Genomic DNA, 16512 nt, shown 5'->3' with positions numbered 1-16512 from the left:
AGAGTGCACCTTTTACAAACATTACGACTGCGGTTGGGTCGACCTCACATCATAGCATTCAAATTGGTCACAGAATAAAGTCCCGCACCCTTCCGAAATTCTCCCAGTCCGGCTCCAATATATCTGCCACATTTCCATCCTTGTCGTACCACGTAATACTGTCCCAATCGCGATGACCGTGCTTCACCGCCCTCGCGATCCATCCCATCTCCTCTTCTGTTGCATGAATCGCCATTCCGGGTTCGTGCCCCAGTCCTCTTTTTGCCATGCCCTCGAAAGCCCCAGAGAACCCCTTCATGTTCACATGGAGGAGCACCGAGCGGTCCAGAATCGCGTTCTGGACCGGACCTCGCCAGTCCTCTGCGCTCAATTCCAGAAAGTGTTTGAAACCGCGCGACTCCGCGAACTTCGCCGTGTCGGCCCATCTGTATCCCAGAGCCACGTCACAAGGCGCCAGGCCGAGTGGGTCCAACCAGGTGAGCGGATTTGTTACGTACGTGAACGGATTTGGCGCCGGATGAAGACCGAGGGGGTCCGGGGAGAGATACCTGGCGGACTCGGGGTCGTACTGACGATAGTGGTTGTAGTGAAGCCCGGTCTCCGGATCGAAGTACTGGCCAGGGAAGCGGAGAGGCGTATAGGCCACGCTGTTCGACGGCCAAGCCGTAGTGCCCCAAAGGGTCGAACGAGCACGCCACGCCACCTCGCCCCGTACATCGATCAGCTCGGTGGGCGTTCCGACAGCATCGGTGACGATGGCGAAGAAGCGACGGTCGATCTCCGCTTGTGAGGCGTTCGCGATGTCGTCGACGGTCTCCCGCTGCGCGACCGGACGCACCCCCTGGTAGTCCCAGGTGAGGGTGATCGGGCGAGGGAGTTCCTCGGCTTCCGTCGTCTGCTCGCACAACGTGGTGCCGTCCCACGAGAAGACAGTGCGCTCGACAGCACTGCTGTCGTCAGCCGACAGACGTTCCTTGGCGATACGGCGTCCGAGAGGGTCGTACCGGTAGCGCCAGCGGGTGCCGTCCGGTGTCACTACGGACGTGAGGTGGTCCTCCGCATCCCAGGCGTACTGCCACGTCTCCGGTCTGCGGGACAGGTGGGTCTTCTGCCGGCGGACGACGCGCCCCTGGTTGTCATACTCGTAGCGCACCGCTCCGGCACGTTGGATGCGCATGCCCCGGTACTGCCGGCTTCCGGCAGCCTCATGGCGCGGGTGGTCGGCGGGCCAGACGGCCTGGACCTGATTTCCCACCTCGTCGTAGGCGTAGCGCTCCGTCCATTGTTCACCGCGGACAGCGGTGACACGGCCGGCCGAGTCGAGGTCGTACTGGCGCGCGCCGCCGAACTGGTCCTCGGAAGCGACGAGGTTGTTGTCAGCGCGGTAGGTGTAGGTGCGGTGCTGCACTGACCTACCATCAGCAGCGGTCACCGCCTGTGTGACAAGGCGGCCCAGCTCATCGAAAACGTGAGCCACTTCAAGGGATTCCCCGAGACGCCGGGTTGTTTCTCGTCCCTCGGAGTCATACGCGAAGGCCATGGAGTGCCCGGAGAGGTCAAGGCGAACCGGGCGTCCCACAACGTCATAGGCCCAGTTGCTCGTCGCCCCGGAGGAGGTCGTGCGGCTGACACGCCGGCCCAGTACGTCGTAGGTGTTTGTGAGGGTGCGGCCGTCCACCGTCTCGGCGAGAACCGCCCCGTAGGGGTCCCGCTGAAGGAGGAGGTCGCTGTCCGGGCCAGTGGCCCTCACAAGGTGACCGAGGAGGTCGTAGACGAACGAGGTTACGGCTCCCTCGACATCCTTGCGAGTGACCTGCCCCAATGCGTTCCGCTCCAGAGTTACGGTCTGGCCAACCGCGTTGGTCCGGGACGCGAGTCGGCCGGCGGCGTCGTGGGTGTATGTGAGTGTTCGCCCGTCGAAATCCGTCTCCGACGTCACACGTCCGGCGGCGTCGTACGTGTAGGCCCAGACCATGCCTCGCGGATTCGTGACTTGCGTGAGGCGCAACGAGGCGTCATACGCGAACTCGTATCGGTTGCCTTCGGTGTCCGTACGCGCCGCGAGTCGATCGAAGTGGGTGTACTCGAACCTGCTCGTATGTCCGGCTGGATCCGTGTGACTGAGGCAGTTGCCCTCGCCGTCGTAGGTCCAGGTTTCCGTGGATCCGTCTGACCCGGTCCGGGTGAGCGGCAAACCCTCCGGCGTCCACGCGCGGTGTGTCGTGCGGCCTTCGCTGTCGGTGACCGTGACGGGTTGCCCGAATGCGTTGCGGCCCCATTGGGTGGTGGCCCCGAGTGGGTCGGTGATGCAAACCGCGATGCCCGCCGGGTTGCAGCGCACGATGGTGGCGTGCCCCAGCGCGTCGGTGAACGATACGAGTCTGCCGCTGTCGTCGTAGCTGCTTCTGGTGACGGCACCTGACGGGTCGGTGACGCTGACGCAGTTGCCCCGTTCGTCATATGCCTGCCGCCATGCCGACCCGTCAGGCAGCTCGATGAGAGTGACCAGGTGCATGTCGTTGTAGGCGTAACGCGTCACGGCACCATCCGGTCGCGTCACTCGCAGAGGTTGGCCCAACTCGTTGTTCACGCAGCTTGTCGTGGCACCAAGCGTGTCGGTCTGTCTGACCAGGTGGTGGTGGACGTCGTAGCCAGTCCGTGCCGTGTTACCGAGAGGATCGATCTCGGCGACGACCTGAGAGTTGTCGTTGACGACGAACTTCCACTCGGCGCCGTCGGTGGTGTGAAGCGTGGTGATGTGGCACCCGGGCCACATGGGATCTGTGCCACCGTAGGTGAAACGCCCCGTCACATGGCCGTCCTCACCACCTTGCTGGACGCATCGATCCCACTCGTCGTAGCCGTATGCGTAGCGTCTGCTGTTGGTGTCTGTCCACGAGTTGATGCGCCCTCGCTCGTCGTAGGTGAAGAGCAAGGGCAGGCCAGACGAGTTGGCGACCGATGACAAACTGCCGTCGGCGTAGCCGTAGCTCCTGATGACGACGTCTGTCCCGTCATCGGCAGCCGCCACCAGGGCCAGCTCGGTAATGTGGCCACCCTCCGCTGTGAGACGAAGGTGGTACCCACAGGAGTGCCGAATGCTGAGCGGCGTACCGCCCTCGTCGTACTCGAAATCAATGGTGTTGCCGTTACGGTCGGATATCCGCTTCAGCTGGGCGATTCCGCCGCTGGGCGGTGCGAAGTACCGGCTGTGTCCGGTCACGGGCTCAGTGATGCGGAACCCACCATCGCCCGTTCGAAGGAGAGGCCAACGCGGTCCTGCTACCGGCAGAACGCCGGGGGCCGAGCGTCCATGGGGATGTGGATAGGCGATCAACATGCCGTCCTCTGTGACGAAGACGATGCCGTCCTTGTCCAGCTCAAGGCGCTGATCAACCGTCGATGACCAGGACGGTCCGAACCACCACCCCGTGCGGTAGTCGGAAGCAGATCGACGAGTGAAGACAAGCGGAAGCGTTCCTGGCAGTACAACGTCAGTCTGGGCAAGGAACATTTGTCCCGTTGCCGCGTCGACCGGATCGCCGCACCCCTTGACCACCGACTTAAGACGGTTGTACGCCCCCTTGGCGCCCTTGGTGAGAACGCTTCGAGCGGACTTCAGCCCCCGCAGTCCCGCGGCCATGCCCTTGAGGCCGGTCTTGCCCAGTGCCTTCGCGCCCTTGGCGAGTCCGCCGAGGGTGGTGAGCCCCTTCATGCCGGGTATGCAGTCCAGAGCCGCCAAGCCCACGTCCCACAGGGACGCCTGCCCCTTGCTGTACTTGTAGAGCGTGTCCGCGAGGACGACGAGGGCGGCGACCAGCACGATCGCGCCGAGGATCGGGCCGCCGATGACCATCGCGATGATGCCGACGACGGCGACGACGACCTTGCAGACCGCGACGATCGAGTCCCAGTTGTCGGAGACCCAGTCCCCGACCTCCTCCCACCACGACCGGTTCTGGATGCCGGCGTCGGACGCCTCGTCGATCCTGCCCTTGGCCTCCCGGGCCGCGTCGTCGCGCATCTTGCGCGCGTCCTCGGCCATCTTCTTCGCCGCGTCCAACGCGCTCTGCGCGTTGTCGACCGCCGACTGCGCGTTCGTCTGCGCGGTCTTGGCGTGCTGAACGTCACGGGTGGCGGCCCGGACCTTGGCCTCGTCCGGCTTGTCCCCGTCCGACCTGCTGCCCGTCGGATCGTCCTTGTACTTGTCCGCCTCCTTCGACGCCCGCGTCACCCATGAATCCGCCGAGGACAGCTTCGACTGCGCCGAGGACAGGTCCTGGCGCGCCTCCCGCGCCTTGACGAGCGCCCGGTCCGCCAGCGCCTGCGCCCGCTCCAGCTTCGGCCAGAAGTCAGCGAGCGCGTCGCCGCACATCCCGTACGACTTCTCCAGCTTCCTGAGGTTCTTGGGAACCCCGTCGAACTCCTCCTTGAAGACCGCCGCCGACTTCCCCGCCCACTGCGCGAGCGTCGACTCCCCCGCCATCCCCTTCACCAGACGCAACGCCTCCGAGACGTCGTCGGCGAAATCGTGCAACGTCTTCGCGAGCGTCCGCACCCGCTGCGGATCCCCCGGCGTCGGGTCCTTGTCCAGGTCCAGGACATGCCAGTCACTCGGCCTGTGGCCCACCATCGCGCAACCCCCGTCAACTCACGCGCCGCACCAGCAACCACCCGTACGCACACGTGAACTTACAAGGCACGGTCGTTCGATGAAAGGCGCCCATGGCGAGCGTGGCCCCCAGCCGGTCAGTGCCACACCTCGGGGTTCAGGGCCGCCGAGACGTGATCGGCTCCTGCAGTCACGGTCAGGTCGGGCCGGCGGACGCGGAGCGCGATGCCCTCGGGATCGAAGTCGCGGAACTCGAAGTGGAAGTGCTCGGAAAGGGCGGGGCGGTCCGAGGGGAAGCCATCGAGGTCTGTCGACGCGTTGGCACGGTCCGCGCCCTGGCAGAGGACCGAGACGAAGAGGGGGAAGTGTTCCGCGTCCAGGATCAGGTCCGCGTCGTGGATGACGCCCACGATCCCGACACCGCCTGTGGCCGCGCCGCACAGGTCGCTCAGGCAGTCGACCAAGGCGTCCCAGTTCGCGCCGTAGTAGCCGGGGAACTGGAGGGCTTGTGCGAAGGAACGGTGGATGCCCTGCTCGGTCGTCAGCTCGCGGGAGTCGAAGTGGTGGACCCGCCCTCCGGCGGCTTCCAAGTCCGCGGCCCTTGCTCGGAATCCGCGTGCGTCTGTGGGGCCGAAGACCACGAAAGGCTCCGGGTGAGGCTTTGCGGTGTGCGGGTGCGGAGGACGCGGGCTCATCGTCTGCGCACCGACTTCCAGGCGTCGGTCACCGCGTAGGAGAAGCTCAGCCGCCACGCGTCCAGTTTGTCGCGCACAGCTGATACGACGCTCCAGCACTTCAGCCACGTCGGCAGGCGTCGGAACGGTACGAAGGTCAAGGTGTCGGCGATGGCGTTCACCGCGATGCTCCTGCGGCCCGGGCCCTCTGCCCGCAGTGCGGCGTACAGCTCCGGCGTCAGTGCGCCGTTGAGGCGGGCCGCCGTGCCTGCCGCGGTGAAGGCGAATCCTCGCTGGGCGAGGTCCGGGAGCCGCATCGCCCGGACGATCCGGGGCGACGCCTCCTCCAACGGGCAGTTGAAGGCCAGCCCGATCGCCGCCGTGCCGAGCCATCGCTCCCCGCGGTCGAACGCGGCGTCCCATTCCTCCGGGTCGTTCAGGGCCAGCAGTCGTTCGCCGGTCTGCCAGTTCCATTGGGCCGTCAGAATCGACTCCCTCTTCCGAGCCGTAGCGCTCAGGAGAGTGTGCACGAACGTTGCGGGCGGCGGACGGTCAGGATGGCGACGTCGTCGTGTGGCGCTGCCTTGCCCGCGTAGGCGTGGGCATCCTCGTTGAGGGCCCGGGGCAGGTCGCTCCGCGGAGGTCGCCGAGGTCGGCAAGGCGTTCGTCCAGGGGGTAGAACGCACCGTCCGCCGCGCGGGACTCGGTCAGTCCGTCGGTGGTGAGCAGCAGCGCAGTGCCGCCGGGAAACGCGAACCGGCCGGGGGTGGCGGGCTCGGCCGCGAGCGCGGCGAGGCCGAGGGGGACGCCGCTGTCCAACGGCGGCGTGATCACCGAGTCGGCGTCGAGCAGGTGCGGCGGCACATGACCGCAGTTGATGGCCTGCACCTCGTTGCGGGCGTCGTCGATGTTGAGGATGAGGACGGTGACAAATCGTTCGTCGTCACCTCTGCGCGCCACGTAGGAGTTGTGCCGCACGACGGAGGCGTCGAGGGCGTCGACGAGCCCCGTGAGGGTGGGCTCGCGATGGGCCGCCTCGCGAAAGCTGCCGAGGACGGCGAACGCCGCGCCCACCGCGGCCAGCCCCTTGCCCTGAACGTCACCGATGAGGACGCGGGTTCCCCAGGCGGACTCGACGACGTCGTAGATGTCGCCGCCGACGAGCCGGTCCTCCTGCACCGGTTCGTACACCCCGTCCACCAGGACGTCGTCGGTGCGCAGCGGCAGCGGGCGCAGGATCTGACGCTGTATGGCCACGGCCGCGGAGTGCAGGCGCACCATCGCGCGCTCGCTGTTGATGCGCCGGCGACAGGCATACAGCGATGCCGCGATCAGGCAGGCGGTGAGCACCAGCAGCAGCACCCGGTCGGCCAGCGCGACGTCGCCGCCGCCGGTCAGAAAGGCGGCGGAGCCGAGGAGAGCGGTCCAGGCGCAGACCAGAGCCGTCTGCCGCACCGTGCACTGTGCCGCCGCCGCGGCGGGCAGGAACACCAGCAGCCCGACCAGCGCCATGACCGAGTTCGCCAACGACCCGACCACCGCCACCAGCAGCGTGACCGTCACCATCCAGACGACCAGTTGCCCCGTCCCCGGCGGCTGAATGGTCTCCCGGGTGGAGCTTGCGGCGGGGCGCCGGCGACGGGTACGCGACACACGATCTCCAGGGTGGGGCGGTGAACCTCCGCATTCTCGGCCGCCCCCCACGGCACCGGCGTCCGCCTCGCCGGGGCATTCGGGGGACGGACGGACCCGCCCGTCAGCCCACGAACCGGAACGTGGACGTGATCGCGTCGAAGATGTCGAAGAAGGAGTCCGCGAGGTCGAGGACCTGGCTGCTGCCCGCGACCAGGGCGACCTTGCCCTCCTGGCCGGGGACCGGGATGTAGGTCTGCATGAGGACCGCGCGGACCGTGCGGTTCAGGGCGTCGTCCGGGACCGGGATGTCCTCCACGCCCTGGGTCCGGGCCGCGGGGCCCACGCCGGGGATGTCGACCGTGGTGACCTTGCGCCAGGAGTCGCCGGGCTTCCGAGCCTCCTTGACGGCGAGTTGGGCGGCTATGGCGCCCGGGTCGGTGGAGAGGGGATCGCCGGAGGACGTGCGGCCGCCGATCAGGGAGACCGTGACCGAGCCCGTGATCGGGGTGTCGCCGCCGAAGCTCTCCGCCATGCAGCCGCAGTACAGCGCGCCCGACTTCCACGCGTCGGACGCCGCCTTCTGGAGGAAGGTGACGTACGCGGAACGAGAAGGCTTCAGCTCCGGGTACTGGCGTATCCGGTCGTCGACCATGCGGCGGATCGAGTCGTCCCGGGACTCCGGGCGTACGTCGAACTCCCACCAGGACTCCGGGACCTTGATGCGGAACCCGCCCCGCTCGACGGTCAGTGCCTCCGTGTAACGGGCCATGGCGTGCCCGGCCTCCCCGTACGTCGCTCGATCTGCCGTTCCCGTCATCGTCCCACACGGCCCGCGCACCCGGGATACAGAAAATCGTTCACCTGTTTGGGCGAAAACCTGTCGTGGCCGCAGTAGACATTCGGCTGCCGCTGTGGTTAGTCTTCTGTCGTAGCCAAGAAGTCAGTGAAGCGAGGCAAGGAGGAGGACGCCATCAGGATCGCCCGGGCGAGAACGTTCTCACCGGGTACCGCAGGCCCCGGAACGGAAGGTGGTCCCACGGTCACGCATCCGCGATCCCTCAACAGAAGGCCGGCAGTGCAGTAGGCCGGCAGATGGTGTTACAAATCCCTCGGGGCCTTGGTGCCGTACGGCACCAAGGCCCCTCGACGCGTTCCGCAAACAGAGGTGCAGATGACCGCAGACACACCGCTCAACCGCATCGACGACGACGACTACCCCGCGTACACCATGGGGCGGGCGGCCGAGATGCTGGGCACTACGCCCGCCTTCCTACGAGCCCTCGGCGAGGCACGGCTGATCACGCCGCTGCGCTCGGAGGGGGGCCATCGCCGCTACTCCCGCTACCAGCTGCGCATCGCGGCTCGCGCCCGCGAGATGGTCGACCAGGGGACATCCATCGAGGCGGCCTGCCGCATCATCATCCTGGAAGACCAGCTCGAAGAGGCTCAGCGCATCAACGAGGAGCTGCGGCGCGGTGGCGCCGGGGCACCCGGAGAGACATCGGGGAGTTCCCGTCCTGGCCGGTAGTGACACCGACCCGCCCGACCGGGCGGGCGTGCGGATAAAATCCGTTCCCATGTCGAAGCCTGACAAGCTGCTCATTGACATCGCTGCCCGTGTGGAGTCCGCGCAGAGCAGTCGGATGTCCTTGACCGTGGTCACCCACGGTGCCGTCATCACCGGTCGCCTGGCCCCCGAGTCCGTGTGGAGGAAGCGGGTGTCGGAAGTGCTGACCGACTCCGCCGACCTCAGCGCCTTCTCCGCCGCCTTTGACGCTCCGGCCGAGAAGGAGGAAGCGCCCACACACCTTCACTTCCACGTCGCCCGGATCCTCCAGGGCACCATGGGGATCCCGGAGACCGGCGGGATGTACCGCGTGGCGATCGAGGACGTCAGCGCCTGGACGGTGGGTGACTTCAGCTACTCCGACCACTGAGACGGGTACGGGCGAGGACGCCCGTGAATTCGCGGTTCCGGAAATGCGGCTGGGGCCCGCACCCCGAAGGATGCGGGCCCCAGCCGCGAGAGCGCGCCCGCGGGCGCGCCGGCGTCAGGCGAGGACGATGTTCTCGGCCGTCGGGCCCTTCTGGCCCTGCGCGATGTCGAAGTTCACCTTCTGGCCTTCGAGCAGCTCGCGGAAACCCTGGGCGGCGATGTTCGAGTAGTGGGCGAACACGTCGGCGCCGCCACCGTCCTGCTCGATGAAGCCGAAGCCCTTTTCCGCGTTGAACCACTTCACGGTGCCAGTAGCCATGTCATTTCTCCTTCGGGGCAGTGCACCGGCGTCCGCACTGTACGGACGCCGTGTCGCCGCGATGATCACCCCGACCGGAAAAAGACCGGTGTCAAAATTCGGGAACCACAACTGCAACTGATGGTGACAGTAGCACGCCGGGGCGCCCGATGTGCGCCAATACATTTCACCCTGTTCGACGCCGCAAGGAAACTATCGGCGCGTTCCGTCAAAACCTATTCCCGTGAATACAGATTCATTGGCGCCCATTTCACAGGAATTATTTGGCGGGCGAATTCTCTCAGATGACGCCCTGCGCCAGCATCGCGTCGGCCACGCGCTCGAAGCCGGCGATGTTCGCGCCGGTGACGTAGTCGCCGGGGGCGTCGTAGCGCTCGGCGGTCTCGTGGCAGGTGGTGTGGATGCTGGTCATGATGTCCGCCAGCTCCTCCTCCACGCGCGCCGCCGTCCACGACGTACGGGCGTGGTTCTGCGCCATCTCCAGGGCGCTGACCGCGACGCCGCCCGCGTTGGCCGCCTTGCCGGGTCCGAAGGCGACGCCCGCCTGCTGGAGCAGATGGACGGCCTCGGGGGTGGTCGGCATGTTCGCGCCCTCCGAGACGGCCTTGACGCCGTTGCGGATCAGGGTGGCGGCGTCGTTCTCGTCCAGCTCGTTCTGCGTGGCCGACGGGAGGGCCAGGTCCGCCGGGACCTCCCAGACGCGGCCGCCGGGGACGAAGCGGGCCGAGGCGCCCCGACGCTCGGCGTACGCGTCGACGCGGCCGCGCTCGACCTCCTTGATCTGCTTGAGCAGGTCGAGGTCGATGCCCTTCTCGTCGACGACGTAGCCGGAGGAGTCCGAGCAGGTCACGGCGTTCGCACCGAGCGCGGTCAGCTTCTCGATGGTGTAGATCGCCACGTTGCCGGACCCCGAGACGACCGCGGTCTGGCCCTCCAGGTCCTCCCCGCGCTCCCGCATCATCGCCGCCGCGAAGAGCACGTTGCCGTAGCCCGTCGCCTCCGGGCGGATCAGCGAGCCGCCCCAGCCCTGGCCCTTGCCGGTGAGGACGCCGGACTCCCAGCGGTTGGTGATCCGGCGGTACTGGCCGAAGAGGTAGCCGATCTCCCGGCCGCCGACGCCGATGTCCCCGGCCGGGACGTCCGTGTGCTCGCCGATGTGCCGGTACAGCTCCGTCATGAACGACTGGCAGAACCGCATGACCTCCGCGTCGCTGCGCCCGTGCGGGTCGAAGTCGCTGCCACCCTTGCCGCCGCCGATACCGAGGCCGGTCAGCGCGTTCTTGAAGATCTGCTCGAAGCCCAGGAACTTGATGACGCCCAGGTTGACGGACGGGTGGAAGCGCAGACCGCCCTTGTACGGGCCCAGCGCGCTGTTGAACTCGACCCGGAAGCCCCGGTTGACGCGAACACGGCCCTGGTCGTCCTGCCACGGCACCCGGAACATCACCTGGCGCTCCGGCTCGACCAGCCGCTCGATGAGGCCCGGCTCGGCGTACTCGGGGCGGGCCGCGACGACCGGGGCGAGCGTTTCCAGGACCTCGTGCGCGGCCTGGTGGAACTCGGGCTGGGCCGGGTTGCGGTGCTCGATCTCGGTGAGCAGGTGGTCGAGGGTGGTCTGCGTCTCGCTTCGCGTCGTCACAGGGGCCCTTTCTGGCACGGCGGGCACCGGTCGCATGCAGCGACCGGTGGGAGGCGCTCGGCGCCGTTGCCGCGCGCGGGACACTTAAGTGTTACGCGCATGTAAACCCCATGGCCAGCACCCGATCACTGGATGAGACGAAGGACTCCCGGCGCCACCGGCCTCCTCCCGGCGACGCTACCCGTCCCCGTTCAGCATCGCGGCGGTGAGGACGTTGCCCGCGACGCCCCAGCCTCCGTCCGGGACCTCGTCGACCAGGACGACGGTCGTGGGGCGGGCGCGCTCCCCGTAGATCTCCGCGTAGAGGTCGGTGGTGCGTTCGACGATCTTCTTCTTGTCCTCCGCCGAGAGGGTGCCCGCGGGGACCTTGAAGTGGGCGAATGGCATCAGACCAGCCCTCCGTTCGCACGCAGGACCTGGCCGTTCACCCAGTGCCCGGCGGGGCTGCCCAGGAAGGCGACCACGGCGGCGATGTCCTCCGGGGTGCCCAGCCGCTCCAGCGGCGGCGTCTTCGCGAGCCGGTCGATCTGCTCGGGCGTCTTGCCGTCGAGGAACAGGTCGGTGGCCGTCGGGCCGGGCGCGACCGTGTTCACGGTGACGTCCCGCCCGCGCAGCTCCCGCGCCAGGATCATCGTCATCGCCTCCACGGCACCCTTGCTGGCCGCGTACGCCCCGTACGTGGGGAACTGCGCACCGACGACGGACGTCGAGAACCCGATGAACGCGCCCCCGGCACGCAGCCGCCGCGCCGCCTGCTGGGCGACGACGAAGGTGCCGCGGATGTTGGTGCGGTGCATGGCGTCCAGCGCCGCCAGGTCCAGGTCGGCGATCGGCGAGAGGGTCATCCGCCCGGCCGAGTTCACGACGACGTCGACGCCGCCGAACTCCTCCTCCGCCCGGTCGAACAGCGCGGCGACCTCCTTCTCCTCCGCCACGTCGGCCTGTACGGCGACGGCCCGTCCGCCGGCCCCGGTGATCGCCGCCACCGTCTCGTCGGCGGCCGAGGCGTCGCGGGCGTAGTTCACGACGACGGCCAGGCCGTCCTCGGCGAGCTTCTGGGAGACGGCCCGGCCGATGCCGCGCGATCCGCCGGTGACGATCGCCACACGGGCGACCGCCGCCGTGTTCTGGTTCGTGTTCGTGTTGGTACTAGTGGTCATGCGTCCACGATGCGCCCGGTCCGCCGCCGCAGCCAGGGGATGCCATCCCCTGGGTCAGCGGCCCGGCCCGGCGCAGAATGGACCGCATGAGCGCTGTGAAGTACGCCGAGCTGGGAGCGTTCCTACGGTCGCGGCGCGAGCGCATCCGCCCCGCCGACGTCGGACTCCCGGCCGGACCGCGCCGCCGGGTGCCGGGGCTGCGCCGCGAGGAGGTGGCCCACCTCGCGGGGGCGTCCGTGGACTACTACAACGAGCTGGAGCGCGGCGCCGGGTCCCAGCCGTCCGAGCAGATGCTCGCCGCGCTGGCGCGGGCGCTGCGGCTGTCCGGCGACGAGCGCGACTACCTCTACCGGCTCGCCGACCGGCCGGTGCCCGTGCCGGGCGGGGCCGCGTCGCACGTCCACCCCGGCATGCTGGACCTGCTGGACCGGATGGCCTCGACCCCGGCGCAGGTGATCACCGACCTGCACGTCACGCTCGTACAGAATCCGCTGGCCGTGGCGCTGCTCGGGGACCAGTCCGGCTACCGGGGGCCCCGCGCCAGCTTCGTGCACCGGTGGTTCACCGAGCCGGAGGCCCGGCTGCTGTATCCCGAGGCCGACCACGCGTACCAGTCCCGTTCCTTCGTCGCCGACCTGCGGGCCGCCGCCGCCCGGCGGGACGCTAAGGACACGGAGGCCGGCGCGATGGTCCGTACGCTGCTCGGCGTCTCTCCCGAGTTCGCCGCGCTGTGGGCCGATCACGACGTGGCGTTCCGACGCCACGACCGCAAACGGCTCGTCCACCCGGTGATCGGCCTGATCGAGGTCAACTGCCTCAACCTCTTCAGCGAGGACGGCCGCCAGCGGCTCCTGTGGTTCACCCCGGCCGTGGGGACCGACAGCGCGGGTCTGCTGGAGCTGCTGTCGGTCGTCGGCACGCAGGAGGTCAGCGAGGTCAGCGCTGCGCCGCGTACGGCAGGAAGCTCGCCCAGGCGGCAGGGGTGAGGGTGAGGCGGGGGCCGTCGGTGTGCTTGGAGTCCCGGATGTGGATGATGGCGGGGGTGAGGGCCAGTTCAACGCAGGAGTTGCCGTCGGTCCCGCCGCTGTAGCTGCTCTTGAACCAGACCAGTTCGGCCTCGCGGATCATGTTTCTCCCAGCAGTGTCTCGATGAAGGCAAACGACTCCCTGGGCGAGAGAGCCTGCGCTCGGATCGTGCCATACCGCAGTTCGACAATGCGCAGGTGTTTCGGGTCGGTGATCGGCCGTCCGTTGAACGCCCCGTCGGAGCGTCCCACCGCTGTACCGTCCGGGAACTTCAGCAGCTCGATCCTGCCGTCCAGCCCCGGATGGGCGTCGGCATTTGTCGGCATCACTTGAAGCGTGACGTTGTGCAACCGCGCGACCTCCAGCAGGCGTTCGAGCTGCTGTCGCCACACCATTGTGCCTCCAACCTGCCGACGCAGCGGTGCCTCTTCCAGCACGAAGTGCATCGATGGAGCCGGATCGCGCTCATAGACCGACTGCCGAGCCAGCCGAGCGGCGACCATACGGTCGACGTCGTCGGGTGAGTACGGCGGCTGCGCTGCCTCGATCAGGGTTCGCGCGTGCTTCGGGGTCTGCAACAGGCCAGCGATGATGTTGCACTCGTACAGACCGATCTCAACCGCTTTGGCCTCCAACTTCCCCAGCTCCCGCACCTTCTTCGGGTACCGGACCTTCTTCACGTCCTCCCAGGCCGCCGAGAGGAGCCCACCGGCGTCCAGCACCTCGTCGGCCCTGTCCAGATACTCCTGCCGGGGAATCCGCTTGCCGCCCTCGACCTTGTAGACGAGGTCCTCCCCGTACCCGACCGCCACTCCGAAGTCGCCGGCCCGCATCCCCGCCGCCTCCCGGCGGAGCTTCAACTGCCGTCCCACCGTGGTGATGACCGCGACGCCCCACTCGTCGTCCGGGTCGACCTCCCACCCCGACTCGTCCGTCTCGACCGCCATCCTCCGCCCCTTCCCCGACAGCGCCGACACCACTGGACAAGCGCCGGACAGTCACCGTACGTACCCGCTGAGTCACTTCTCACGGTACGCACACATCGCCACGCTGAGTGATGTGAACCAGAAATCCACCACCGAACTCACCGCGTCCGTCCGCAACTTCAGCGTGCAGCTCTCTCCCACCCCACGCGGTGCCCGCCTCGCCCGCCTGCTCGCGACCGAGCAGCTCCGCGCCTGGGGTCTGCCCCTGGACCCGGCACGCCTCCTGGTCGCCGAGCTGGCCAACAACGCGGCGGACCATGGACGTGTCCCCGGCCGCGATTTCCGGCTCACCCTGTACGTCGTCGGCGACATCCTCCGCATCGAGGTCACCGACACGCGGGGCCAGGAACTCCCCGCCCCTCAAAAGCCGGCCTCCGATGCCGAATCCGGCCGGGGTCTGCTGCTGGTGGAGGCGTTGGCGCACCGCTGGGGAGTGACGGAGGGCCGCTTCCCGCGCAAGACGGTCTGGGCGGAACTGCGCTGTATGCCACCGGAACCCACGTTGTGAGGTTCCGGTGCCGTCGGTGCCCTACCAAGACAAGAAACCCGGGGAAATGACCCCTGCCAAGCCCCACCCCTCCCGCCCGAGGCGCGTCGTCACTCGGGTGGGTGAACATCACCGGTTGAGCTGGATTTCCGGGTCCCCAACTCCCCTACTCTCAGCGCAAACAACCGAAAAGACATCGGCCCCCGCTGGGACTGGCATCCCGGTGCGAGGGCCTACCAACAGAGAAGAAGAGGCTTCCCGATGGGTAACCAAAACCTTAGCGCGCCCCCGCGCGCCCAGTCAGCCCCCGCCGACAATCCGACCCGTACGCGTCGCCAAGGCGGCGGCATCACCCACGACAACACCCGCCACACCACCCGCTTCGTGGTGATCGGCAACCACCTGGTCCAGCACAAGGAGCTGTCGCTCCTCGCGATCGGCCTGAGCTGCCACCTCCAGTCCCTGCCCACCGGTGCGGGCGCCGACATCAAGTCGCTCGCCGCCCGCTTCCCGGAGGGCCCGACCCGGATCGCCGCCGCCCTGCGCGAGCTGGAGGCCCACGGCTACCTGCGCCGCGAACGCCACCGCACGCAGACCGGCCGGATCGTCACCCGCACGGTCTCCTGCAACCAGCCGCACGCGAGCCGCCGCGAACCGGCCGACACGGGCTGCCCGCCCGCGAAGCGAACGCCTCCGCCGCAGCGCCGTACGGTCCAAAAGGCGCTCCCCGCCGTACCGCAGCCGAGCAGCACCGCCCCGGCCCTCCTCCAGACGGCGCTCGACCTCCTCGCCACCCTGCGCCGCCACGACCCCCGGCTGCTGCTCTCCGCGACGGACACGGCTCACCTGGTGCCAGGGGTCGCGGCCTGGCTGGAGCGCGACGTCGCCCCCGGCGCCGTACGGCACGCCCTGACCACCGGCCTCCCGGACGAGCCCCTGCGCCGCCCGGCCGCCCTCCTGGCCCACCGCCTCACGGACCGGCTGCCACCGCCGCCGCCGTTCCGCACGCAGTCGGCCGTCGCACCGCCACCGCGCCACCCCCTCCAGAACTGCGAGGGCTGCGACCGCGGCTTCCGGGCCTCCGAGACCGAAGACCGCTGCCGCGACTGCCTTACGGCAGTCGCCTCCCATCCCTGAACCAGCAAGGAACTCCATGGTCAGCCCGCCCCACGAGGCGATGCACCGCATCTTCCAGCACGACCCCGGCTTGTTCAGTCGCGTCTCACGTTTCCTCGGCGTCGACATCCCGAAGCCCATCGGGGCGACCGCACTGCCGACCGACCTCACCGAGGCCAGCCCCGTCGAACGCCGCGTGGACACGCTCCTGCGCTTCGAGACCGCAGAACAGGGGCCCTTCCTGCTGGCCGTCGAGGCTCAGGGCAAGAAGGACCCGGACAAGCCCGCGAGCTGGGCGTACTACGTCTCGTACCTGCGGACGAAATACCGGCTGCCCACAGCGCTCCTGGTCGTCTGCCAGGACTACGCCACGGCCAAGTGGGCTCAGCAACCGGTAAACAGCGGACCGGCCCAGCTACCCACCCTCACCCTGCGTCCTCTAGTCGTTGGCCCACACAACATGCCGGTGATCACCGAACCGAACGAAGCCCGTGCGGACCTGATCCTGGCCAGCCTGGCGGCCATCACACACGCCGCAGAGCCGGTCGTCAATGCGATACTGAAGGCTCTGTCCACCGCACTGCGGGACGCTCCCGAAGACATCGCCGACCCCATCGTCGAATTCACCGCACACGGTCTGGGCAATCGCCCGGCCCAGCACCTCTGGAGGAACCTGGTGGCCACGGACCTCTCCTTCTACAAGTCGTACATCTCGGAAGAGATCCGCGACGAAGGCCGCGCCCAGCAGGGCGCCCAGGATGTGCTGCTGGTCCTGGAACAGCGTGGACTCGACGTCTCCGACGAGGTCCGTACGCGCATCACGGAGTGCGGCGACCCCGAGGTTCTCCGCCACTGGCTCGCACGGGCCGTCACCGCGGGCTCGGCCGAGGCCGTCTTCGAGGGCGAGTAGCCCTCCCCCGGC

Annotated in this window: 16 protein-coding genes and 1 pseudogene; 6 read left to right on the top strand and 11 right to left on the bottom strand. The window is 68.3% G+C overall.

Annotated features, from left to right (window positions below):
* Positions 1–67 precede the first annotated feature (67 nt).
* From IE258_RS01200 to IE258_RS01180, 5 genes and pseudogenes are all read right to left on the bottom strand, one after another.
* Entirely contained in the window at positions 68–4633 is a 4566-nt protein-coding gene (locus IE258_RS01200; protein ID WP_189737790.1) for a DUF6531 domain-containing protein, read from the bottom strand.
* 116 nt (positions 4634–4749) lie between these two features.
* Positions 4750–5202, bottom strand: a complete 453-nt coding sequence (locus IE258_RS01195; RefSeq protein WP_229891897.1) for a barstar family protein — start codon at positions 5200–5202, stop codon at positions 4750–4752.
* 101 nt (positions 5203–5303) lie between these two features.
* Entirely contained in the window at positions 5304–5816 is a 513-nt protein-coding gene (locus tag IE258_RS01190; RefSeq protein ID WP_229891896.1) for a hypothetical protein, read from the bottom strand.
* A pseudogene (locus IE258_RS01185) lies at positions 5801–6939 on the bottom strand (PP2C family protein-serine/threonine phosphatase). Before IE258_RS01185 ends, IE258_RS01190 begins: the two are co-directional and overlap by 16 nt.
* A gap of 103 nt (positions 6940–7042) precedes the next feature.
* The gene (locus IE258_RS01180; protein WP_189737784.1) at positions 7043–7690 is read right to left on the bottom strand and encodes a hypothetical protein; all 648 of its coding nucleotides are present in this window, start codon (positions 7688–7690) and stop codon (positions 7043–7045) included.
* Positions 7691–8092: 402 nt separating this feature from the next.
* On the opposite strand from IE258_RS01180, the gene IE258_RS01175 reads away from it, so the two are divergent.
* Positions 8093–8449: a MerR family transcriptional regulator gene (locus IE258_RS01175; protein WP_189737781.1), complete on the top strand. Its 357-nt coding sequence runs from the start codon at positions 8093–8095 to the stop codon at positions 8447–8449.
* A gap of 49 nt (positions 8450–8498) precedes the next feature.
* Complete coding sequence (locus IE258_RS01170) at positions 8499–8858, top strand: GvpU-like protein (protein WP_189737778.1); 360 nt, start codon at positions 8499–8501, stop codon at positions 8856–8858.
* A 114-nt stretch (positions 8859–8972) separates the two neighbouring features.
* On the opposite strand, the gene IE258_RS01165 is transcribed toward IE258_RS01170, so the two are convergent.
* From IE258_RS01165 to IE258_RS01150, 4 genes are all read right to left on the bottom strand, one after another.
* Complete coding sequence (locus IE258_RS01165; RefSeq protein ID WP_003974279.1) at positions 8973–9176, bottom strand: cold-shock protein; 204 nt, start codon at positions 9174–9176, stop codon at positions 8973–8975.
* Positions 9177–9456: 280 nt separating this feature from the next.
* The gene (gene gdhA / locus IE258_RS01160; protein WP_189737775.1) at positions 9457–10815 is read right to left on the bottom strand and encodes an NADP-specific glutamate dehydrogenase; all 1359 of its coding nucleotides are present in this window, start codon (positions 10813–10815) and stop codon (positions 9457–9459) included.
* 177 nt (positions 10816–10992) lie between these two features.
* Positions 10993–11202: a 4-oxalocrotonate tautomerase family protein gene (locus tag IE258_RS01155; RefSeq protein WP_003974281.1), complete on the bottom strand. Its 210-nt coding sequence runs from the start codon at positions 11200–11202 to the stop codon at positions 10993–10995.
* Positions 11202–11975: an SDR family oxidoreductase gene (locus tag IE258_RS01150; protein ID WP_189737772.1), complete on the bottom strand. Its 774-nt coding sequence runs from the start codon at positions 11973–11975 to the stop codon at positions 11202–11204. Before IE258_RS01150 ends, IE258_RS01155 begins: the two co-directional genes overlap by 1 nt.
* Before the next feature lie 77 nt (positions 11976–12052).
* Between IE258_RS01150 and IE258_RS01145 the strand changes: the two genes are divergently transcribed.
* On the top strand, positions 12053–12961 hold the full coding sequence (locus IE258_RS01145; RefSeq protein WP_189737769.1) for a helix-turn-helix transcriptional regulator: 909 nt from the start codon (positions 12053–12055) through the stop codon (positions 12959–12961).
* On the opposite strand, the gene IE258_RS01140 is transcribed toward IE258_RS01145, so the two are convergent.
* Complete coding sequence (locus tag IE258_RS01140; protein ID WP_189737766.1) at positions 12912–13103, bottom strand: DUF397 domain-containing protein; 192 nt, start codon at positions 13101–13103, stop codon at positions 12912–12914. The two genes, IE258_RS01145 and IE258_RS01140, sit on opposite strands and share 50 nt — an antisense overlap.
* Positions 13100–13948, bottom strand: coding sequence for a helix-turn-helix domain-containing protein (locus IE258_RS01135; protein WP_189737764.1), 849 nt, complete (start codon positions 13946–13948; stop codon positions 13100–13102). Before IE258_RS01135 ends, IE258_RS01140 begins: the two co-directional genes overlap by 4 nt.
* Positions 13949–14060: 112 nt before the next feature.
* Here IE258_RS01135 and IE258_RS01130 point away from each other — a divergent pair, with 112 nt between their 5' ends.
* The 3 genes from IE258_RS01130 to IE258_RS01120 all read left to right on the top strand — a co-directional run bounded on the left by IE258_RS01130 (position 14061) and on the right by IE258_RS01120 (position 16500).
* A complete protein-coding gene (locus IE258_RS01130) occupies positions 14061–14495 on the top strand; it encodes an ATP-binding protein (protein WP_189737761.1) in 435 nt (144 codons plus the stop codon).
* Positions 14496–14735: 240 nt separating this feature from the next.
* Positions 14736–15611 carry a helix-turn-helix domain-containing protein gene (locus IE258_RS01125; protein WP_189737758.1) on the top strand — a complete coding sequence of 292 codons (876 nt, stop codon included), beginning with the start codon at positions 14736–14738 and terminating at the stop codon, positions 15609–15611.
* Between the two features lie 16 nt (positions 15612–15627).
* A complete protein-coding gene (locus tag IE258_RS01120) occupies positions 15628–16500 on the top strand; it encodes a hypothetical protein (protein WP_189737755.1) in 873 nt (290 codons plus the stop codon).
* Positions 16501–16512: the final 12 nt, after the last annotated feature.

It is taken from the genome of Streptomyces tendae (assembly GCF_014650435.1).
GTDB classification, from domain to species: Bacteria; Actinomycetota; Actinomycetes; order Streptomycetales; family Streptomycetaceae; genus Streptomyces; species Streptomyces tendae.
The sequence above is the reverse complement of the archived record's forward strand: the minus strand, read 5'-3'. Positions and strand labels throughout refer to the sequence as shown.